This is a genomic window from Xenorhabdus yunnanensis (genome assembly GCF_028598805.1).
Lineage (GTDB): Bacteria > Pseudomonadota > Gammaproteobacteria > Enterobacterales > Enterobacteriaceae > Xenorhabdus > Xenorhabdus yunnanensis.
The window spans coordinates 71,936-94,171 of record NZ_JAQRFI010000011.1; the positions used below are offsets into that span (position 1 = coordinate 71,936).

Here is a 22,236-nt window from a genome sequence, read left to right on the forward strand (position 1 = left end):
GTTGTAACTGAGGTTTTCTAAATGTCTCTTTCCAAACATCGGGCCGCTTCTTTTCCATTGCTTCCTGTGATTTTATTATTACTGTCAATGACATCAATTCAAGCTGGAGCCTCACTGGCTAAAACAATATTCCCTGTCATTGGAGCGCCTGGTGTCACAGCCCTGAGACTTGCATTAGGAACGATTATTCTATTTCTGATTTTTAAACCGTGGCGTCTGAAATTTCAGCGATCTTCATTAATTCCTCTTTTTGCCTACGGCATTTCACTCGGGGCAATGAATTACCTGTTTTATATGTCATTATCCCGAATTCCTCTCGGTATTGCTGTTGCACTTGAGTTTACTGGGCCTTTGGCGGTCGCAATGTTTTCTTCTCGTCGCCCTTTGGATTTTCTCTGGATTGCTTTGGTCATTACCGGATTAGGCTTCCTGTTACCAATTGGAGGTAGCGTCAATACCCTCGATCCCATCGGGATTTTATACGCACTGGGAGCCGGTGTTTTTTGGGCGCTTTATATTATCTTCGGGCAACGTGCTGGAGCGGGCTATGGTGCTGCGACTGTCTCTATTGGTTCACTGATAGCGGCCTTTATCTTCTTCCCAATCGGGTTAATACAGACTGGCCCTGAAGTACTGTTTAATGTTTCATTACTACCTATTGCCCTGGGAATCGCCATTTTATCCACCGCATTTCCCTACACTCTGGAAATGATTGCCCTGACTCGCCTTCCAGCCAAAACATTCGGGACATTAATGAGCCTTGAACCTGCATTGGGAGCATTATCAGGTATAATTTTCCTTAATGAACATTTGGCAGTAATTCAATGGGTTGCTCTTTTCTGCATTATTTGTGCTTCTATAGGCTCTACCTTGACCATTAAGCAAAAAACCAAAATAGAAAGAGTAGAATAATTAATTTAAAAATACTGTTGCTATTCGTTAAAACCGGAGGAAAAATTTTATTCTCCGGTTTTTTATTTTCATAAATTATCAATGTGTTACCGAGCAATATAATAGCTATCAATTCGATAGAGATAAGTAATATGACTTCCGGTAGATAATCATCTAAATTTATTCTATCTAATGAAATAATTCATTAATCAGAATTAAGAGGGCATTATTATGAATACAGCAAAATTAATCAAAACCCAACCTTCTGACCTGATTTATACCCGAAACAATATTGACGAAGGTGTTAAACAGAGAACGATTTCTGCCTTGAATCATATGGTGGCCCAATTTATCGATCTATCCATGCTAACTAAACAGGCCCATTGGAACATGCGTGGCCGGAATTTTATTGCCATTCATGAAATGCTGGATGATTTTCGCAACGCCGTCACGGAACATCTTGATATATTTGCAGAACGTGCAGTTCAATTAGGCGGAACAGCACTAGGTACTGTTCAGGAAGTATATAAACGAACAACACTGGAAAGCTATCCAACGGATATTCACAATGTACAGGATCATCTACAGGCTTTGGCAGATCGCTATTCTGTCGTTGCCAATGATATCCGTCAGGCGATTATTGATGCGGAAGACGAAGATACTGCGGATATATTCACTGCTGCATCCCGTGATTTAGACAAATTTTTATGGTTTATAGAAGCAAATATTGAGCAATAAAATAAAAATATTATTTTTCATTAAGTTAAGGCCACAACGTGGCCTTTCTTACATCAATTCTCATTATTAATGAGAAAAAACATTAAAAAATAGAAGTCATAACCTTAAAAACTACACTAACCTTTAAAAAAATCATTTTTCTCTCTATAATCCCTGTTTGATTTAAAAATAGATATGAGGGCTCTATAAGATGGATATCGAAGTCAAAGATTCTAACGGCGCGTTGCTGGATGATGGTGACTCAGTTCAGGTTATCAAAGATCTGAAAGTCAAAGGCACATCCAAGACGCTGAAACGCGGCACACTGATCAAAAACATCCGCCTGACCCATCGCGAAGATGAAATTGAATGTAATGCTGATAAAATCAAAGGGTTAGTTCTAAAAACCTGCTTCCTGAAAAAAATAGGATAAATAACGGTTACAAACCCATTTTTGAATAAAAGATAAATAATATTAAATTTTATATTATTTATCTTTTTTCATTATCTCCAACTCTTTTTCTGATGGCACATTTGGTCGTTCAATTGGAAATACAGGCAAAGAATTCAATAAACGCGGCCCGTAACGTTTGGTCAATAATCGATTATCATAAATCACCACATCACCATAGCACTCATGGCTGCGAATTAGCCTTCCCACTTGTTGGATCAAGTTAAAAGAAGCACTGGGTAAACTCTGCACTTCAAATGGATAGCGTTTCAAAGATTTCAGCCATTCGCTTTCAGTAATAATCACTGGATTGGTTACAGGGGGAAATGCGATTTTATGAATATGGACTTGTGAAAGATATTCACCTTTTAGATCCAATCCTTCTGCAAACGACTGCAATCCAATCAGCACACTGGCTTGTCCTTCATCAATACGCTTGCAATGTGTTTCTACCAATCGATAGCGGGGCTGATCACCTTGTACCAATAACATTAACCGCAAATCTGTGACAAAAGTGAGGAACCCTTCCATTGCTCGTTGGCTGCTAAAAAGCACCAACATTCCCCGATGCTTCTCTTCCATCACCTGAGAACGAAAATAACGCGACATCTCCTCAAGATGCTGCATTTCATTTTGAATGGTCGGTTCCTGTGTCATTTGGGGAATAATCAAACGCCCTTGCCGAACATGTTCAAAAGGCGATGACAAAGTAACAAAACGATCATCATGATTTTCGTGTAATCCGGTGAGTTCCTGAATGCGAGAGAAACTATTCAATGAACGCAACGTAGCCGATGTCACTACAACATGGGGAATGCTGCGCCATAATAGCTGGGTTAATTGCTCGCTGACCCGAATTCCCGAACAGTGAAAATAAAGATGTGATTGGTTTTTCTCATAGCAGCGCGTTAACCATTTTGATATCGGCGCATGGGAAGATTCTTCTTGTGAAGCCAAACGCCACAATTTTGCCATATTCTCAAAATAGCCCAGTGTTCGGCTGGCTTGCAAAATAGTACGATGCAATCGGACAATATCCTGTTTGGCAGTTTGATCGCTCAAATCATTTAAAATCGCTTCTGCTAAACCACGTAATCCATCAGTGAACTTAAATAATTGCTGGCAACACAATAGTAAACTATCCGGTAATTTCCCCAGCTCAAACAAATACTCTTCCGCTTCACCGCGCTCAGGCAAGAGCGCCTGAGTCATCTCCGCCAACTCCTTAAAGTATTCACGAATTGTTTCACAATGAGTCTGTAATCGGGGGATATTTGCCAAAGCAGGCGGTTTCGTCGGCCGAAATTGAATCAGGTATTGCTCCACATGACGGATAAATAAATCTAACTGTCCATTAAGCTGGAATAACGTAATTTCTCCTCCAACTTCCAGTGAATCCCTTGCCACCTCAGGAATATGATGCCCTTCATCCAAAACCAGCAGCAGATTTTTTGCCTCCGGTAAAACAGATTCACTTTCTAGTGCAGCCATAACCAAGGAGTGATTGGCGACGACAACATCGGCATCTTCAATTTCTCGACGGGCAAGAAAAAATGGGCAACGATGGTAAAACTGGCAGTTTCGTGCCAAACAGTTCATTTTATCTGTACTGATTTTTCTCCACAACGAATCCGATAATGCCAGTGTATGGTGGTCACGTAAGCCATCCCATACAAATGTCGTATAATCGCTGCGTAATCGCCGGCATAGTTCCCGTTCTTCACTATTAGCAATTTCTGTTTGGTCTTCGACCAAAAACATCAAGTCAATCTGCTCCCCCTCTACAGCACAAATTGCCTCCAGATTACGCGGGCAGACATAACGCGCACGACCAAAAGCGCCTGTGAATTTAAGATCAGGAATAATTTTACGCAGCAACGGCAAATCCTTGCTGTAAATTTGATCTTGCAGAGCAACATTAGCTGTACTTACTACCAACGGCTTCTGTTCTGCCCGACTGACGGCAATTCCCGGAATCAGGTATGACAACGTTTTTCCTACTCCCGTTGGCGCTTCTATTACTAAATGCCGCCCTTCTTCATCCGCCAGCGTTTTTGCAACCTCTGCAATCATCTGACGTTGGGGTGCGCGTGGAATGAAACCATCAATATGGGTAGATAATGCCTTATACCACTGACTAATTTGATTTTTTGTTGAACTGGAAAGTGCCATGAGATTTATTACTTAAAAATGAGAGGGCTATTCTCCCATAGAGTTGCTCTCAAAGCAGCCTTATCTGGTCATTACTGGGAAGATGTTTCCAGCTTTTTGTTATTGGTGCAAAAATTTAGTGCGAAAATTAATGCAAGAAAACCAGTGCGAGACAGTCAATGCAAGAAAAGCGGTTATCGCTTGTCTGGAGTGTAGAAGCCGATATACTTTTGGCTTTCTATCTTTTAGCTTCTTATAGCTGTTACATCTTTCTTAAGACCTTTTATTAAAACTTTATTGGATACAAAAATGAAAAAAATCCTGCTCATTATCATCATATTATTTTCTATCGGCTCAATCGGTGGAGTCTTTCTGGCGGGGTTAAATATGTATACTCGGTCAACAACACCAGTAGAAGAGTCACAACAGACTCAGCAGGAACATATTCCGACAGGGCAACATTAAATACATTGGCTTTTATCGTAACACCAGATGAGGAAGCGCATGAAAAATGAATATTTTGTCAGTCCACAATGGTTAAACGAGCATCTCCATGATGAGAATGTCGTTGTCGTTGATGCCAGTGCACCAATGCCCAATCAATCCATTGACTATCACCAACTCTGGTTAGAGAAGCATATCCCGGGTGCACAGTTTTTTGATCTTGATAAAGTCGCCAATCTACAGACCAACCTACCGCACATGCTGCCAGAGCCGGAGACGTTCCGCCAAGCCGTTAACAAAATGGGCATCAGCGAAAATCATCTGGTGGTAATTTACGATCAGGGAAATATGTTCTCCGCCCCACGGGCATGGTGGACATTCAAAATCTTTGGTGCACTCCATATCCGTATTCTTGAAGGGGGATTACAAGGCTGGCAGCAGGCAGGTTATCGAACTGAATCGGGAAAAATTACCCGTTCATCCGAGGTTTTCAATATCCAGTTTACCCCTGAAAAAATCTGCTCTCAGACACAGATCCTGAATGTCATCCATAACAATATGTCGGTGCAGTTTGTTGATGCCAGAGCGGAAGATCGTTTTCAGGCAAAAGTGCCAGAACCCCGCCCGGGTTTGAGAATGGGGCATCTCCCCGGTGCTAAAAATGTTCCATGGACAACCTTGATTGATAATGGAAGCTATAAATCAGTAGAAGAAATCGCGGCGATATTCCGTAAACAAGGTATTGATTTAAACCGACCTATTATTACCAGCTGTGGTTCTGGAATGACCGCCGCTGTTTTAGTCTTAGGGCTTGATATGATTGGTCACAAAGAAGCAGAATTATACGATGGTTCTTGGGCTGAATGGGGAGCCAATGATTCACTGCCACTAGAAAAATAAATACTGAAAAAATAGGCTTAAAAATAGATATTAAAAATAGATAGTAGCAAAGGGCATCAGAATATTATGCCCTTTCTTATTATTTATCATATGAGTTCTGAATATTAAGAAAAACAGGTCAAATTATTGGTTAGAAATTTTATGGTATACAAATAGGACAATCATTGCGCCAACGACAGCAATGATGAAACTACCAAAATTAAAGCCATCTACTTTTCCCATGCCAAAGAACGTACTGATATACCCACCGACAACTGCCCCCACAATACCTAGAATCATCGTCATAATGATACCACTGCTGTTATTTCCCGGCATAATCCATTTAGCAAGAACCCCAGCAAGTAGGCCTAAAATGATCCACGACAGGATACCCATATATACTCCTCCAAAAAATTGATTAGCCTCTTAGTATACATGTTTAATTGTATTTCTATGTCCTAATTTAAGACACTAATGAAAAGAATTGCAAATTATAAGAAAAGACATGTATCAATAATTAGCAATATTAATATAAATAGATTGGCTATTCATAACTGCACAGCAAATAATAACTATATTCATAACTACATTATTCATAACTACATTATTCATAACTACATTCATAACTACATCAGTGAAGAAAATAATTTATTATTTATTCTCACTATTTTCTACTTGCTGACTTTTTTGATTACCGACCTATAACTATTAAATAATGCAGGATTGTTGTAATCAAATTCTGTATTTAATAGCTCAGTTGAATGATATTAACATTCATCACATTTGGGATATCATTTTTAAAGAAAAGGCAACCAGACTCATCTGCCAGTTCAATGACTATTTTCAATTTAACAAACCTGAAACTCTGGCTCGATTTCATATAACGGTAAACGTCTATTCACTGCGTAGGAGATAATATTGGCAATTTCAGCAGACTTTTTTAATGCCCTGATTTGCATAAATAATTCATCTGCTTCATTATACTCTTTGCGCAAATATCCCAACCATTGCTTGATACGGGCAACATGATACAAGCCTGTATCTCCCTGCTTTTCCAGATAAGTATATTTTTGCAGTAACTTAAGCACACCGTCCCAAGGCATTCTCGGTTCGTTATATTTAATCACTCGACTCAAGTTTGGTATATGCAGTGCGCCACGACCTATCATTACAGCATCACATCCTGTAATTTTGATACATTCCTGAGCACTTTGCCGATCCCAGATTTCACCGTTGGCAATCACTGGAATGGAAAGGCGACGCCGAATTTCGCCTATCGCCTCCCAATTAATGCGTTCTGCTTTATAACCATCTTCTTTGGTTCGTCCATGCACAACCAGTTCAGTTGCTCCTGCTTGCTGGACTGCATCCGCAATCTCAAACTGGCGTGAATCAGTATTCCATCCCAGACGTACTTTTACCGTCACGGGTAAATGTGCAGGAACGGCTTCACGCATAGCTTTGGCTCCCTGATAGATGAGTTCGGGATCTTTCAGTAACGTAGCACCTCCACCACTGCCATTTACGGCCTTGGACGGACAGCCACAATTTAAATCAACACCCCATGAGCCCAACTCAACTGCCCTAACTGCGTTTGCTGCCAACCATTCTGGATATTGCCCCAGAAGTTGAATTCTGACCGGAGTTCCCGATGGGGTACGACTCTGATGATGTAGTTCAGGGCACAGCCGGTAAAAAGATTTTACCGGCTGTAAGCTGTCAACCACACGCAGGAATTCTGTGATACAAAGGTCGTAATCATTGACTTCACTCAACAATTCCCTAACCAGAGAATCCAAAACCCCTTCCATCGGAGCCAGCAAAACGCGCATGGATTACTCTCCTGCTACCGAAGCACGTGGAGCTTTGGTTGCTGTGCGCTGATGACGTTGACGCGATGGTGCACCTTGATTGCGACTACGTGGACGATCGTCTCCTTGATTAGCATTAGCCTGACTTTGTTTGGAATGGCCTTGTTTGCCATTTTTACGTTGACCATTAGGCTGTTCGCTATGTGGGTGATGATCGCGGAAGCCATTACCCTGAGAACTATTTTTACGAGAAGCATTACCGCGAGAAGTATTACCGCGAGAAGCATTCCCATAAGAAGAATTACCATGAGAAGCATTACTACGAGGAGAATTACCACGGCTACTGCGTCCATTTTGGATTGGCTCAGCCTTAATAGAAGGGTCAGGTTCATAACCCGGAATAGCAATACGTGGAATTTCCCGCTTCAATAAACGCTCAATATCTTTCAGGAGCTTATGTTCATCGACACACACCAGCGATATTGCCTGCCCTGTAGCATCTGCACGACCAGTCCGGCCAATTCGATGAACATAATCTTCGGCAACGTTTGGCAACTCATAGTTGACGACATATGGCAACTGGTCAATATCGAGCCCACGAGCAGCGATATCTGTTGCTACCAACGCACGAATTTGCCCTGTCTTGAAGTCAGCTAATGCACGGGTTCTCGCCCCCTGACTCTTGTTACCGTGGATCGCGGCAGCCGTCACGCCATCCTTATTCAATTGTTCTGCCAACCGGTTTGCACCATGTTTGGTACGCGTAAATACCAACACCTGTTGCCAGTTCTGGCTGCCTATCATGTGAGAAAGCAGCTCACCCTTGCGCTTTTTGTCTACAAAATGGACTGATTGATCAATCTGTTCAGAAGCCGAGTTACGCCGTGCAACTTCCACGCTTACTGGCTCTTTCAGCAATTTGCTGGCAAGGCTTTTGATTTCATCAGAGAACGTCGCAGAAAAGAGTAAGTTTTGACGTTTCGCTGGCAGCTTATTCAACACACGACGAATATCATGAATAAATCCCATGTCCAACATGCGATCCGCTTCATCCAGGATCAAAATTTCAATGTGAGAAAGATCCACGGCATTTTGATGCTCCAAATCCAACAAACGCCCTGGTGTTGCGACCAAAATATCCACGCCACCACGTAACTTCATCATTTGTGGATTAATGCTGACGCCGCCGAACACAACAAACGAACGTAATTTAAGATACTTGCTGTAATTACGTACATTTTCACCCACCTGAGCCGCCAGTTCTCGAGTCGGAGTTAAAATCAATGCCCTGACCGGACGGCGACCTTTTGCCTGAACCGGGGATTCACTTAAGAGTTGCAGGATAGGTAAAGTAAACCCTGCTGTTTTTCCCGTACCTGTCTGGGCACTGGCCAGTAGATCTTTACCAGATAACACAACAGGGATGGCCTGCTGCTGAATAGGGGTAGGTTCCGCGTAACCTTGTTCTTCAACGGCACGCAAAATATCAGCCTTCAAGCCGAGTGACTCAAAATTCATAAATAAGAAATGCTCCAGACTTCACCATTCCTGATATCAATTCAGGGGCAGTTTTATGGGAAGAAAACAGACGCGATTAAACGCAAAGAAATTACACAAACTGCAATGCACCATAAGTAGCGCGGCATTATAACAGATATGTTTTTCCACGCAGACCTAAAGAAGCCAATAATTGAGGATAAAGTTGAATAATTGAGGATAAAGTTGATTGAAGCTCCTCAGTGACAGGTTAGTAACGGGAATTTAGCTTTTTTATTGGTGTCTATTAAAAAGACAATTTGTATCAACTTTACACCGACTTACTTTAGTTTTAAAGTTAATCATACGATTGATATATTTTTTCGACATTTTTGAAAATGCTTTGCAACAGGAAATATTTTAACATGGCAGCGAAGACGGCTCAGACATTACGAGGCGAACAAGCCAGGCAGCAACTTCTAGAAGCAGCAATAGAAATCTTTGGTAAATCAGGCCTGGATGGTGCTACTACCCGCAACATTGCCCAACACGCACAACAAAATATCGCAGCCATCGCATACTATTTTGGTTCCAAAGAAGGATTATACCTTGCAGTCGTGCAGCATATTGCCGATAAGCTAAAATCGGAGTTTTCCCCCCTTATTGAAACAATTGATCGTTTTTTTTCTGAAACACTGAAACCCTATCCACAAGACCAAATATTGGAATTTATTCATCAAGGAATGGTTAGCTATAACCGACTGATTTTCGAGAAAAGTAGTATCAATATCAGCCGGATTATGTCCCATGAACAATTGACTCCAACAGAGGCCTACAGTGTCATACATGATCAGGGACTGGCTCCAATTTATTCCCGGCTGAATAAACTCATCGCCAATTATATCGGCGCTGATGAACGCCAGATTTCAACCCAAATCCACACCCATGCCTTATTGGGTGAGATTCTTTCTTTCCGTCTGGCTCGGGAAGCCTTATTGCGCCAAACAGGATGGGACAACATTGGTGCCAAAGAATACGAATTAATCAATCAGGTTTTATCCCAACACATTAATTTATTACTTGATGGGTTAAGAAAGCAGTCATTCAGTAAGCAATAAACTCAGTGCTTAGGTATTAAAAACATAAGCATTAAAAACACAGGCATTAAAAACGTATATACCCAATAGCTCTCAAGTAGCGGAATAATCAACGAAGCCACCATTTGGAAGATAGAGGGTATAAATTGAACAAGGCATAAGGGATAGTATGAACAGTAAAAAGTTTGCTCTTGCCCTATTGGCGCTCATTGTAATTATCGGTGCTATTGTTGGTATTTATTATTATCAGGAACAAAACGGCAGGGAGCAGACCCTGTATGGCAACGTTGATGTCAGGACTGTCAACCTTAGTTTTCGGGTTGCAGGTAAGCTGTCGGCTCTGCAAGTGGATGAAGGTGATGCCATTACTGTGGGCCAGACGCTGGGCCGCCTCGACAAAGCTCCCTTTATTAATGCCTTGAATCAAGCCAAAGCCGCTCGTGATGTCGCCAAGGCAAATCTAGCCAAAACCGAAGCAGGTTATCGTAGCGAAGAAATTGCCCAAGTACGTGCTGAAGTTGCTCAAAAAGAGTCAGCATTCCGTTTTGCTGATAACTTCCTGAAACGTCAGCAAGGATTGTGGCAAAGTAAAACAATCTCAGCCAATGATCTGGAAAATGCCAGAACCGGGCGCAATCAAGCACTGGCCACTTATCAAGCAGCAAAAGATAAATTGCGTCAGTTCGAAACGGGTTATCGCATAGAAGAAATTACAGCGGCAAAAGCTCAGCTTAGCCAAGCAGAAGCGACCGTCGCACAGGCTGAACTTAATGTAAAAGATACCCAACTAACTTCACCATCAGCAGGAGTGATCCTAACCCGAGCCATTGAACCGGGCACAATGCTGGCAGCTGGCAATACTGTTTTTACTTTGTCACTCACCAATCCCGTTTGGATCAGGGCGTACATTGATGAGCCTAATCTCAATCAGGCCATCGCTGGGCGGGAAATCCTGATTTATACCGATGGACGGAAAAATCAGCCTTATCATGGCAAAATCGGTTTTGTTTCTCCAACCGCCGAATTTACCCCTAAAAATGTCGAGACACCTGATTTAAGAACAGACTTAGTTTATCGCCTGCGAATCATTGTCCTTGATCCCGATAACAGCCTGAAACAAGGAATGCCTGTCACATTGCGTTTTGCCGATGCAAATTTTACTGAAGCTAATTCTACTGAAACAAAAAACTTTACTGAAACAAACAAGTAAGGCAATAACATGACCAGTTCAGCTTATACGATAAAACTGAACGGCGTAGAGAAAAATTTTCCAGGTTTGGAGATTCCTGCTGTATCTCATCTCCAGGCTGAAATTCAGGGCGGATCAGTGACGGGTCTTGTCGGTCCTGATGGCGCAGGAAAAACCACGCTGATAAGAATGTTAGCCGGATTATTGAAACCTAATAGCGGCAATATTGAAATCATGGGGCTTGATCCCATCAAGGACAGCGTTCAAGTACGTGCTGAACTCGGCTATATGCCACAGAAATTTGGCTTGTATGAAGATTTAACCGTAATGGAAAATCTGACTTTATATGCCGATCTCCGTGGTGTACTTGGCGAGAAACGCAAAACAACATTTCAAAAATTACTGAACTTCACGGACTTAACTCACTTTACCGAGCGGTTGGCGGGAAAACTATCTGGTGGCATGAAACAAAAACTGGGGCTTGCTTGTACATTATTGGGCAGCCCGAAAATTTTGTTACTGGATGAACCGGGCGTAGGCGTTGACCCCATCGCCCGTCGTGAGTTATGGCAAATGGTACATGAACTTGCTTCCGACGGTATGCTGATCCTGTGGAGTACTTCTTATTTGGATGAAGCCGAATTATGTCGTGATGTCTTGCTCATGAATCGGGGTGAATTGCTTTATCGCGGTCAACCACAAGATTTAACGCAAGGCATTGCGGGCCGATCTTTTTTGCTTGATGTCAAACAAGGTGCCCGACGCAAGATGCTGCAACATGCCCTCACCTTGCCACAAGTTACTGATGGTGTAATTCAGGGGAGATATGTTCGTTTGATCTTAAAAGAAGAGGCAGATAAAAGCGAATTACTCCAACAAATAGGGCTACCTGAAGCCAATATCTTTGATGCCGAACCACGTTTTGAAGATGCATTTATCGATTTATTGGGAGGCGGTCCCTCTCATCGCTCCGAATTGGCTGAAATCATGCCACAAATCCCGCCAAATCCGACAGAAACCGTGATAGAAGCGTGTAGCCTGACTAAAAAATTTGGCGATTTTTCTGCCACTGATAATGTGGATTTTCAGGTGAAGCGGGGAGAAATTTTCGGCTTATTGGGGCCGAATGGTGCTGGAAAATCGACTACCTTCAAAATGATGTGTGGTTTGATGATCCCCACGTCAGGCAAGGCACTGGTTCTGGATATGGATTTAAAAACCGGTTCAGGCAAAGCTCGCCAACGTCTTGGTTATATGGCTCAGAAGTTTTCACTTTATGGCAATCTGACTGTTGAGCAGAATCTTAAGTTTTTTTCTGGTGTTTACGGCCTGAAAGGTCGCCATCAAAAAGAAAAGATGTCTGGCATGATCCGTGCTTTCAATCTCGAACCAATCTTATATCAAAAGACTGATAGCCTTCCGCTTGGATTTAAGCAACGACTTGCCCTTTCCTGCGCATTAATGCATGAGCCTGACATTCTGTTTTTGGATGAACCCACTTCGGGCGTTGACCCTCTGACCCGCCGTGAATTCTGGCTGCATATCAATGGCATGGTGGATAAAGGGGTAACAGTGATGGTAACAACCCATTTTATGGATGAGGCAGAATATTGTGACCGTATCGGGCTGGTATTCCGCGGCAAGTTGATTGCAGCAGGGACACCTGATGAGCTGAAACAGCTGGTCGCCACGGATGAACTCCCTAACCCCTCCATGGAAGATGCTTTTATCGATCTCGTGGTGAATTACGATAAGGAGTCACAATGAGTCATCATGAATATGTCACATCTGAACTTGCAACCTCCCAAAAAGCAGTGAGTTTCTCATGGCGCCGGTTGAAAGCACTCTGCATCAAGGAGACTAAACAGATTATCCGTGATCCCAGCAGTGCTTTGATTGCAGTGGTTATCCCTTTAATGTTGCTGTTTATTTTTGGTTATGGCATTAACCTTGATTCCAGCAAACTTCGTCTCGGTATTTTAATGGAACAACAGAGCGAAGATGCCCGTGAATTAGTGAATGTATTTACAGGTTCGCCCTATATTGATGCCACTATCAGCGACAACCGCCAGCTCCTCATCAAAAAAATGCAGGAAAACCAAATCCGCGGCATTATCGTAATCCCAGTCAATTTTGATGCCCAGCTTGCCCGCGCAGACGGCCACGCTCCCATTCAGGTTATTACCGATGGCAGTGAACCCAACACAGCCAATTTTGTTCAGGGTTATACCAAAGGCATCTGGCAAATCTGGTTACAGCAACGAGGGCAAAATCGTGGTGTATCAACCGCTCCTTTGATTGATACAGAAATTCGCTATTGGTTTAACCCTGCTGCCATTAGCCGACATTTTCTTATTCCCGGTGCCGTTTCAATTATCATGACGGTGGTAGGCGCAATTCTAACCTCACTCGTGGTCGCTCGTGAATGGGAACGCGGAACGATGGAAGCACTACTTTCAACCCAAGTCACCCGAACCGAATTACTGCTCGCCAAATTATTGCCCTATCAAATGCTGGGTTCTTTTGTCATGGTACTTTGCATGATATTCACGGTTTTTGTGCTGGACGTTCCCTACCGTGGTTCGCTTTGGGTACTGGCGCTGGTCTCCAGCCTTTATCTTGCCACTGCCTTGGGTATGGGTTTGCTGATTTCTACCCTGACACGTAATCAGTTCAATGCGGCGATGATTTCTCTAAATGCGGCTTTTTTGCCTGCTATTATGTTGTCTGGTTTTGTTTTCGAAATAGACAGTATGCCTGTGCTTATTCAGGCTTCGACTTATGTTATACCTGCTCGTTACTTTGTCAGCAGCCTACAGACACTCTTTCTGGCTGGAAACATTGGCACTGTGTTGATGACAAATCTGCTTTTGCTGATTGCCAGTTCCATCGTCTTCATTGGCCTGACTGCGTGGAAAACCCGTCGGCATCTGGATTAAAAAGGAAAGAGCATGTTTTATCGTCTGTATACACTTATCATGAAAGAGTTGCAGTCTCTTCTGAGAGAACCGCAAACACGGAATATTTTGATTCTGACAGTGATTATACAAATGATCCTGTTTCCGTGGGCAGCAACACTGGAGGTCAAAAACGCCGCCATTGCTATTTATAATGAAGACAAAGGACAGGCATCAATTGAATTGACTCAACGGCTGGCAAAATCGAAAGCATTTCCTGATGTTATCTTGCTAACCAGCTCGCAAGAAATTCGTCCTACACTGGATAACCGTAATGCACTACTGCTGGTGCGTTTTCCTCAGAATTTCAGCGCGAATATCGCCAACCAGACGCCAACCTCAATTCAAGTTTTGCTGGATGGACGTAATTCAAACAGTGCCCAAATTGCTGCCAACTATATTCAACAAATTGTGATGGATTACCAGAAACAGCTATTGGGAAATCCCCCCAACGTCAATAACAGTGAGTTAATCATCCGTAACTGGTATAACGCCAATTTGGATTATAAGTGGTTTGTCGTGCCATCGCTGGTTGCCATGATTACCACTATTGGCGTTCTGATCGTAACGGCCTTGTCAGTCGCACGTGAACGAGAACAAGGAACGCTGGATCAATTGCTGGTTTCTCCGCTGGCAACATGGCAAATTTTTCTTGGCAAAGCCATTCCGGCTCTGGTCGTCGCAACTATGCAAGCCAGCATTGTTTTGCTGATTGGAACGCTGTTCTACCAAATTCCTTTCGCTGGCTCATTATTGTTATTTTATGGCTGCATGTTGATCTATGGGTTATCTTTGGTTGGCTTCGGCTTGCTGATTTCTGCGGTTTGTTCCACTCAGCAACAGGCATTTATCGGTGTATTTGTGTTTATGATGCCCGCTATTTTGCTTTCTGGGTATATCTCTCCGGTTGAAAATATGCCCGTCTGGTTACAGAACATAACGTGGATTAATCCAATCAGGCATTTTACTGATATCACCAAGCAGATTTATTTGAAAGGAGCGGATCTATCCGTTATTTGGCCGAATTTATGGCCTTTATTAGTGATTACTGCAACAACTGGCGGGATTGCTTATCGGCTATTCCGCAGTAAGATTGCGTAATAATAGTTCAAAATATCAGACCTCAATAATAGGAAAGAGAGCGAATATTGGTAGATATTGGCTCTCTTCCTCAATTTTTTCTTTTTTCAGAAAATGAAGTTTTTATCTCCAACTAAAAACCCTGCCAAAGCAGGGTTTTTATATTAACAGATAATTTGATATATCAGCGATTAACGACGATCACCCAGAATACGCAGCAACATCAAGAACAAGTTAATGAAGTCCAGATATAGAGTCAGCGCGCCAATAATAGAATATCTACGCAAATTCTCTTTATCATTCACATCCAGATGTTCACCCATTTCTTTCAGTTTTTGGGTATCATATGCAGTCAAACCCGCAAAAACTACAACACCGATGTAAGTAATTACCCACATCAATGCTGGGCTTTTCAACCAGATGTTTATCAGAGAAGCCAGAAGGATACCGATTAGCCCCATAAACAGGAAGCTACTCAGACCGCTCAAGCTACGTTTAGTGGTATAACCATAAACGCTCAGTGCACAAAACATCCCCGCTGAAATGACGAACGTGCTGGCAATAGAACTACCCGTATACCTAATCAAAACACAGGAAAGTGTCAATCCCGTCAGCATGGAATACAGCATGAACAACCCGGTTGCCAATGCTCCACTCATTTTATGAACCAAACCAGACAATACAAACACCAGTGCAACCTGTGCGATAACCAAACCATAGAAAACAACTTTGTTTGAAATAATGGCAAATAAAATTTCAGGGGTACTTACCACATACCACGCAACAAATGCTGTTAACAACAAGCCACAAGTCATCCAACCATAGACTTGCGCCATGTAAGTTTGTACACCAGAACCAGCTTTCTGGACAATCGAATCATTAGAACGTTGATATCGATCCATGATGATTACCTTTTCATGACAAAGTTTAAAGATTAAGACTGTTTAAAAAAACAACCCACTCAAAAACTATACATTAGCATAGTATATTAGCAAAACCATCCGCCAATTAATGGCCTGTGACATTTTATTTATCTGTCCAGTTTCGAGATAACCCACAATATGGCCACCAGACTGATTTCAGCATCTTATTTATTATCAGTAATTATTACCAATAATTTATTTTACCAGCGATTTGCCGCATCCTGATCACTCTGCCTCGTCTCGACCCAACGCTCTCCTTCTGCAAGAGATTCTTTTTTCCAGAATGGCGCCTTGGTTTTCAGATAATCCATGATGAATTCAGCCGCCATAAAAGCCATATTGCGGTGAGAGCTGGTAACACCAACAAATACAATCTCAGCCCCTGGGTAAAGTTCACCAACGCGGTGGATAATACTGACACGTTGCAAAGGCCAACGTTGGCGCGCTTCATCAACAATTTTCTGCAACATCTTTTCTGTCATGCCCGAATAATGTTCCAATGTTAGCGCTTTAACGTTATTTCCTAAATTATGGTTGCGAACTTTACCCGTAAAGGTCACAACAGCACCATCTTCATCACACTGCGAGAGCCATTGATATTCTTCACCAACGTTGAATGTCTCCCGTTGAACACTAATCCGCGTATTCCCCATTTCATCCCCCCGTCACAGGGGGGAAAAACGCCACTTCATCACCATCATTTAAGGCATGTTCGGCATGAACAAAAGATTGATTCACAGCAGACAGCAATTTGCCTTCTTCTAATGCCAGCGCCCATCTTTCACCTTTTTCAATCAGTGCATGACGAAGGTGCGCTACAGTTGGGTAATTATTCGGTAATTCAAGGGAATCTGTTCCCACCAGTTCACGGACTTGAGCGAAAAATAGTACCTTTATCATGCTTTCACCTTAAAATCCCCTGATTTGCCACCGCTTTTTTCCAATAAACGTACAGGCCCGATGACCATGTCTTTTTGCACGGCTTTACACATGTCATAAATCGTCAAAGCTGCTACCGATGCCGCTGTCAAAGCCTCCATCTCCACACCTGTTTTTCCGGTCAAACGGCAACAAGATTCGATTCTGACACGGTTGTGTTCTGTTTGTGCTTCCAGTTGAACCTCTACTTTACTCAGTAGCAGCGGATGGCAAAGCGGAATCAATTCCCATGTCCGTTTTGCCGCCTGAATACCTGCAATACGGGCAGTAGCAAAAACATCTCCTTTATGGTGTTCACCAGCAATAATCATGGCCAAAGTTTCAGCCTGCATTTCAACAAATGCTTCTGCCCGTGCCTCACGCACAGTTTCCAATTTGGCAGAAATATCCACCATGTGGGCTTCACCCGCAGTATTGATATGGGTTAATTGAGACATTCTTTGCTCCTAAAAAAATTGCTCCTGAAAATGAATCTTGCAGTTAGGTTAACCACCAATAAAAGAAAGATTCTGGGTGATACCACTGTCACCCTGATGTAAAAAGTGAGTCTCACGCTTATGATGCAACCCACCTTGAATACGTAGTTTCAAATCATCAAGTGATGTGTCATCAGACAATAAATCACGCAATGGAATGCCCTGTTCACCAAACAAGCACAAATGAAGATTGCCAATCGCGGATACTCTCAGGCGATTGCAGCTTTGGCAAAAATCTTTTTCATACGGCATGATAAGGCCAATTTCCCCCTGATAATCGGGATGATGGAAAACTTGAGCCGGCCCATCACTGCGCTCACGCTGCTGCTGCTGCCAACCCTGTTGCAACAGTTGGTGGCGAATCACTTTCCCAGAAACATGATGACGATGAAAAATGTCACTACCTTCCCCTGTTTCCATCAGTTCAATAAAACGCAACTGGATAGAGCGGTATTTAATCCAATCAAGAAAGGCTGACAGGTTGATATCATTTACATTCTTCATCAGCACTGCGTTAACTTTCACTGTGTTGAATCCCACCTCAAAAGCCGCGTCAATGCCACGCATAATCTGGAAAAATTTATCCTGTCCGGTAATGGCGTAAAATTGCCGGGGATCCAAACTATCAACGCTTACGTTAATGGCTGTCAGGCCAGCCGATTTCCATTGGGATATATCCCGCTCCATACGGTAGCCGTTAGTTGTAACAGCAATTTTTTTAATTTGCGGATTTTCATGAACCGCTGCAATAATGTCGCAAAAATCACGGCGCATGGTGGGTTCTCCTCCCGTCAGGCGGATTTTTTCTGTGCCAAGTTCAGCAAATGCCCGGCTAACGCGACGAATTTCTGGCAGGGAAAGAAATGATTTATGGCCATGAGGCCGATATCCATCAGGTAGACAATATGTGCAACGAAAGTTACACACATCGGTAATAGATAATCTCAAGTAATAGAACTTGCGCAAGAATGCATCTACAAGTTGTTCCACAATAACACCTTCCAAGTACGGGAGATGCCGGCATTTCTACCTTGCATCTTGGTGACTCAGGAGCCACGGCCAGAGCATCATATCAATGTGGTATCCATTTGATAGAACAGAGACTTAGACACAGAGGCTAGGAGTTAATATCAGTTAAATTTTTATATGAATAATTACGCGAGTAACGATGTGCCCACCAAAGATTTTAACTCTTAAGATAACAAAAAGCTAATGCTCAAACCGATATATACTTTATTATACAACGAGTTAACCATTCACAATGGCACCAGATTATTACGGTATTTCCAAGCTGTCGCGCGAAAATATCAAGCAAAAAACGGCACAAGATTACATCAGTTTCTGAAAGCATTATATTTTATGATAAATTAGATAAGATTTATTAAATTCTACGTTTAGCCAGCAATTAGTCAGTAACAGGAATCCTATGCGAAATCGCACATTAGCTGATTTGGATCGCGTTGTCGCCCTCGGTGGCGGCCATGGACTTGGACGCGTTATGTCTTCCCTTTCTTCCCTCGGAACCCGCCTGACAGGAGTTGTAACGACAACTGATAACGGTGGCTCAACCGGTAGAATACGACGCTCAGAAGGCGGAATCGCGTGGGGAGATATGCGTAATTGCCTCAATCAGTTAATCACGGAACCCACTATTGCTTCGACTATGTTTGAATATCGCTTTAGTGGCAATGGCGAATTATCCGGGCATAATTTGGGCAATTTGATGTTGAAAGCACTGGATCATTTAAGTGTCCGCCCTCTTGAAGCGATTAACTTGATCCGTAATCTGTTGAAAGTCAATGCACAGTTGATTCCCATGTCGGAACAATCGGTTGATTTAATGGCAATTGATGATCAAGGCAATACCGTACATGGCGAAGTGAATGTCGATCAGCTCAATTGTATACCACAGGAGCTATCGCTTTACCCTCGCGTCAACGCCACTAAAGAAGCATTGGATGCCATTGAGCAAGCAGATTTGATTCTGATCGGCCCCGGTAGTTTTTTCACCAGTCTGATGCCATTGTTGTTATTAGAAGATTTAACGCAATCCCTGCGACGCAGTAACGCTAATATGATTTATATCGGTAACTTAGGGAAAGAACTTAGCCATGCCGCGACTAAGTTATCGTTAGAAGATAAAATCGAAATCATGGAGAGTAAGATTGGCCGTAAGATGATTAATGCGCTTATTGTCGGCCCACGTACCGATATTCGCCCTTTCAGTGACCGGATTGTGACACAACAAGTTTTGGAAGCACAGGATATCCCTTACCGCCATGATCGTGAATTATTGCGCCAAGCAATTGAGCACACCCTGCAAAAATTGGGTTAAATCGGCGACAATCAGGAATTAGCGATAAATTGTGCTCGCAATTCCTGAACCTGATCACGAATGCTGGCCGCTTTTTCAAACTCAAGATCCCGGGCATGTTGGTACATTTTTTCTTCCAACTCACGGATTTTGCTCTCTAGCTCTTTGGCCGATAAATTGTGGTAATCATCCGTGCCCAAGGCAACTTTACTTTTTCCTTTGGTTCTTCCTTTACCATTAACTGGTTGACCAATTTTCAGGATATCACCGATTTTTTTGTTCAACCCTTGCGGTACAATACCGTGCTCTGTGTTAAATGCCTGTTGTTTGGCACGACGGCGCTCTGTTTCCTCAATAGCCTTCGCCATTGAATTAGTGATTTTGTCGCCATATAAAATTGCTTTACCATGCAGGTTACGTGCTGCACGACCGATAGTCTGGATTAGAGATCGCTCTGAACGAAGGAAGCCCTCTTTATCTGCATCTAAAATTGCCACAAGGGAAACTTCCGGCATATCCAAGCCTTCACGCAATAAGTTAATGCCAACCAAAACATCAAATTCACCGAGACGAAGATCACGGATAATTTCTACCCGTTCAACGGTATCAATGTCGGAATGGAGATAACGTACTCGCTCACCATGCTCTTCCAAGTATTCTGTCAAGTCTTCCGCCATCCGTTTGGTTAAGGTCGTTACCAACACTCGCTCATTTTTTGCCGCACGAATACGGATTTCAGACAGTAAATCATCCACTTGGGTTGCCACAGGACGAACTTCAACTTCTGGGTCAATTAGCCCCGTCGGACGTACAACTTGTTCGACAACTTCATTGCCAGATTTTTCTAATTCATAGTGACCAGGAGTGGCTGAAACATAAATGGTCTGTGGTGCCAATGCCTCAAATTCCTCAAACCGTAATGGGCGGTTATCCAGCGCTGACGGCAAACGGAAACCATATTCCACTAATGTTTCCTTACGGGAGCGATCCCCTCGGTACATTCCACCAATCTGTGGAATGGTTACGTGAGATTCATCCACCACCAGCAAACCATTTGCCGGAAGATAGTCAAACAACGTTGGAGGTGGTTCACCAGCGGAACGACCAGATAGATAACGGGAGTAGTTTTCAATGCCGGAGCAGTAACCCAATTCATTCATCATTTCGAGATCGAATTGTGTTCGCTGGGTGATACGCTGTTCTTCCAATAACTTGTCTGATGTCAACAGAACCTTGCGCCGTTGTACCAACTCAGTTTTAATCTCTTCCATCGCCTGAAGGATACGTTCACGCGGTGTAACATAGTGAGTTTTGGGATAGATGGTATAACGCGGGACATTGTACTGTACCTGTCCTGTCAGCGGATCAAACAAGGAAAGGCGCTCAACTTCATCATCGAATAATTCCACGCGCAAAGCATGTTCATCCGACTCTGCCGGGAAAATATCAATCACTTCACCACGTACCCGAAATGTTCCGCGCTGGAATGCTTGATCATTACGGGTATATTGCAGTTCTGCCAAGCGACGTAAGATGGCACGTTGGTCAATTAACATACCATCAGTTAAGTGAAGCATCATTTTCAAATAGCTATCAGGATCACCTAAACCATAAATTGCAGAGACAGAAGCCACCACAACAACATCACGGCGTTCCAGCAAGGCTTTCGTTGCAGACAAGCGCATCTGTTCAATATGTTCATTTACTGAAGCGTCTTTTTCGATAAAGGTATCGGAACTGGGCACATAGGCTTCTGGCTGGTAATAATCGTAATAGGAAACAAAATATTCCACAGCATTCTCAGGAAAGAACGCTTTCATTTCGCTATAAAGCTGTGCTGCCAATGTTTTATTAGGGGCAAGGATCATGGTGGGACGATTTAAATTTGCGATAACATTCGCAATCGTAAAAGTTTTACCTGACCCCGTAACCCCCAAAAGCGTCTGATGGGCTAATCCATCTTCCAGCCCTTCCTGTAATTGTCTGATGGCCGATGGCTGATCGCCTCCCGGCTTAAAATCAGAATGTAACTTGAATACCTTGCTCGTTTCTTTGCTCATTTTCCCCGCACCATCCGTACACTGACAAAACTCTTTTATAATACTGGATAAAAAACCAGCTTCAAGTAAGTTGATAAAATAATATTGTTTTTGTTTGAAGGAAGATCTGGGAAAGATTCCATAGAGACAAGTCACTATCTATTGATATATTCATAAAATGTGATATTCATACGATGATATTAACCTTTAATTAACATTAATGATGGCTATTTTTATCCCCAAATAATGAGCTTGCTTTTTCTTATTTTTGTATTAGCAATAGAAATAGTAAAGCTCTGAATGGCAGAGGAGAACAAAAAAGGATTGATTTTATTTAATTACTTGATTTTTTTCATAAAAAAAATAAAAGTCGAGAATAGCAGCAAATCTTGTACAAACCGC

21 protein-coding genes and 1 riboswitch are annotated in these 22,236 nt (G+C 42.6%); of the genes, 11 read left to right on the top strand and 10 right to left on the bottom strand.

The window, feature by feature from the left end:
- The first annotated feature begins 21 nt into the window (after positions 1-21).
- From rhtA to PSI23_RS06770, 3 genes are all read left to right on the top strand, one after another.
- On the top strand, positions 22-912 hold the full coding sequence (rhtA, locus tag PSI23_RS06760; protein WP_273554359.1) for a threonine/homoserine exporter RhtA: 891 nt from the start codon (positions 22-24) through the stop codon (positions 910-912).
- A 210-nt stretch (positions 913-1,122) separates the two neighbouring features.
- Positions 1,123-1,629 carry a DNA starvation/stationary phase protection protein Dps gene (gene dps / locus PSI23_RS06765; protein ID WP_273554360.1) on the top strand — a complete coding sequence of 169 codons (507 nt, stop codon included), beginning with the start codon at positions 1,123-1,125 and terminating at the stop codon, positions 1,627-1,629.
- Between the two features lie 190 nt (positions 1,630-1,819).
- Positions 1,820-2,041, top strand: a complete 222-nt coding sequence (locus tag PSI23_RS06770; protein WP_198690487.1) for an alkylphosphonate utilization protein — start codon at positions 1,820-1,822, stop codon at positions 2,039-2,041.
- A 54-nt stretch (positions 2,042-2,095) separates the two neighbouring features.
- On the opposite strand, the gene dinG is transcribed toward PSI23_RS06770, so the two are convergent.
- A complete protein-coding gene (dinG, locus tag PSI23_RS06775; RefSeq protein ID WP_273554361.1) occupies positions 2,096-4,231 on the bottom strand; it encodes an ATP-dependent DNA helicase DinG in 2,136 nt (711 codons plus the stop codon).
- Between the two features lie 288 nt (positions 4,232-4,519).
- On the opposite strand from dinG, the gene PSI23_RS06780 reads away from it, so the two are divergent.
- Together PSI23_RS06780 and sseA are read left to right on the top strand one after the other, a co-directional pair.
- Entirely contained in the window at positions 4,520-4,675 is a 156-nt protein-coding gene (locus tag PSI23_RS06780; RefSeq protein WP_273554362.1) for a hypothetical protein, read from the top strand.
- Positions 4,676-4,714: 39 nt separating this feature from the next.
- A complete protein-coding gene (gene sseA, locus PSI23_RS06785) occupies positions 4,715-5,554 on the top strand; it encodes a 3-mercaptopyruvate sulfurtransferase (RefSeq protein WP_273554363.1) in 840 nt (279 codons plus the stop codon).
- A 123-nt stretch (positions 5,555-5,677) separates the two neighbouring features.
- On the opposite strand, the gene PSI23_RS06790 is transcribed toward sseA, so the two are convergent.
- The 3 genes from PSI23_RS06790 to rhlE form a co-directional block, all read right to left on the bottom strand.
- Positions 5,678-5,929, bottom strand: coding sequence for a GlsB/YeaQ/YmgE family stress response membrane protein (locus PSI23_RS06790; RefSeq protein WP_273554364.1), 252 nt, complete (start codon positions 5,927-5,929; stop codon positions 5,678-5,680).
- A gap of 452 nt (positions 5,930-6,381) precedes the next feature.
- The gene (dusC, locus tag PSI23_RS06795) at positions 6,382-7,365 is read right to left on the bottom strand and encodes a tRNA dihydrouridine(16) synthase DusC (RefSeq protein WP_273554365.1); all 984 of its coding nucleotides are present in this window, start codon (positions 7,363-7,365) and stop codon (positions 6,382-6,384) included.
- 3 nt (positions 7,366-7,368) lie between these two features.
- Entirely contained in the window at positions 7,369-8,862 is a 1,494-nt protein-coding gene (rhlE, locus tag PSI23_RS06800; protein ID WP_273554366.1) for an ATP-dependent RNA helicase RhlE, read from the bottom strand.
- 383 nt (positions 8,863-9,245) lie between these two features.
- On the opposite strand from rhlE, the gene PSI23_RS06805 reads away from it, so the two are divergent.
- The 5 genes from PSI23_RS06805 (at position 9,246) to PSI23_RS06825 (ending at position 15,164) form a co-directional block, all read left to right on the top strand.
- Positions 9,246-9,938, top strand: coding sequence for a transcriptional regulator (locus PSI23_RS06805; protein WP_273554367.1), 693 nt, complete (start codon positions 9,246-9,248; stop codon positions 9,936-9,938).
- 148 nt (positions 9,939-10,086) lie between these two features.
- Positions 10,087-11,127 (top strand): secretion protein HlyD, encoded by a 1,041-nt coding sequence (hlyD, locus tag PSI23_RS06810; protein WP_273554368.1) that lies wholly within the window; start codon positions 10,087-10,089, stop codon positions 11,125-11,127.
- A gap of 9 nt (positions 11,128-11,136) precedes the next feature.
- Entirely contained in the window at positions 11,137-12,873 is a 1,737-nt protein-coding gene (locus PSI23_RS06815; protein WP_273554369.1) for an ATP-binding cassette domain-containing protein, read from the top strand.
- On the top strand, positions 12,870-14,045 hold the full coding sequence (locus PSI23_RS06820; protein ID WP_273554370.1) for an ABC transporter permease: 1,176 nt from the start codon (positions 12,870-12,872) through the stop codon (positions 14,043-14,045). Before PSI23_RS06815 ends, PSI23_RS06820 begins: the two co-directional genes overlap by 4 nt.
- Before the next feature lie 12 nt (positions 14,046-14,057).
- Positions 14,058-15,164, top strand: a complete 1,107-nt coding sequence (locus PSI23_RS06825) for an ABC transporter permease (RefSeq protein ID WP_273554371.1) — start codon at positions 14,058-14,060, stop codon at positions 15,162-15,164.
- Positions 15,165-15,334: 170 nt separating this feature from the next.
- Here the strand turns inward: PSI23_RS06825 and PSI23_RS06830 are convergent, their stop codons facing one another.
- From PSI23_RS06830 to moaA, 5 genes are all read right to left on the bottom strand, one after another.
- Positions 15,335-16,045, bottom strand: coding sequence for a Bax inhibitor-1/YccA family protein (locus PSI23_RS06830; RefSeq protein WP_273554372.1), 711 nt, complete (start codon positions 16,043-16,045; stop codon positions 15,335-15,337).
- 221 nt (positions 16,046-16,266) lie between these two features.
- Entirely contained in the window at positions 16,267-16,719 is a 453-nt protein-coding gene (gene moaE, locus PSI23_RS06835; protein ID WP_273554373.1) for a molybdopterin synthase catalytic subunit MoaE, read from the bottom strand.
- 1 nt (position 16,720) lies between these two features.
- Positions 16,721-16,966 carry a molybdopterin synthase sulfur carrier subunit gene (gene moaD, locus PSI23_RS06840; RefSeq protein ID WP_273554374.1) on the bottom strand — a complete coding sequence of 82 codons (246 nt, stop codon included), beginning with the start codon at positions 16,964-16,966 and terminating at the stop codon, positions 16,721-16,723.
- On the bottom strand, positions 16,963-17,442 hold the full coding sequence (gene moaC / locus PSI23_RS06845) for a cyclic pyranopterin monophosphate synthase MoaC (RefSeq protein WP_273554375.1): 480 nt from the start codon (positions 17,440-17,442) through the stop codon (positions 16,963-16,965). The genes moaD and moaC overlap by 4 nt, the downstream gene beginning before the upstream one ends.
- A 48-nt stretch (positions 17,443-17,490) precedes the next feature.
- Positions 17,491-18,471, bottom strand: a complete 981-nt coding sequence (moaA, locus tag PSI23_RS06850; RefSeq protein ID WP_273554376.1) for a GTP 3',8-cyclase MoaA — start codon at positions 18,469-18,471, stop codon at positions 17,491-17,493.
- A riboswitch (molybdenum cofactor riboswitch) is annotated at positions 18,461-18,617 on the bottom strand. Its footprint overlaps the gene before it by 11 nt.
- Positions 18,618-18,907: 290 nt before the next feature.
- Between moaA and yvcK the strand changes: the two genes are divergently transcribed.
- Positions 18,908-19,816: a uridine diphosphate-N-acetylglucosamine-binding protein YvcK gene (yvcK, locus tag PSI23_RS06855; protein WP_273554377.1), complete on the top strand. Its 909-nt coding sequence runs from the start codon at positions 18,908-18,910 to the stop codon at positions 19,814-19,816.
- 11 nt (positions 19,817-19,827) lie between these two features.
- Here the strand turns inward: yvcK and uvrB are convergent, their stop codons facing one another.
- Positions 19,828-21,855, bottom strand: coding sequence for an excinuclease ABC subunit UvrB (uvrB, locus tag PSI23_RS06860; RefSeq protein ID WP_273554378.1), 2,028 nt, complete (start codon positions 21,853-21,855; stop codon positions 19,828-19,830).
- Positions 21,856-22,236 lie beyond the last annotated feature (381 nt).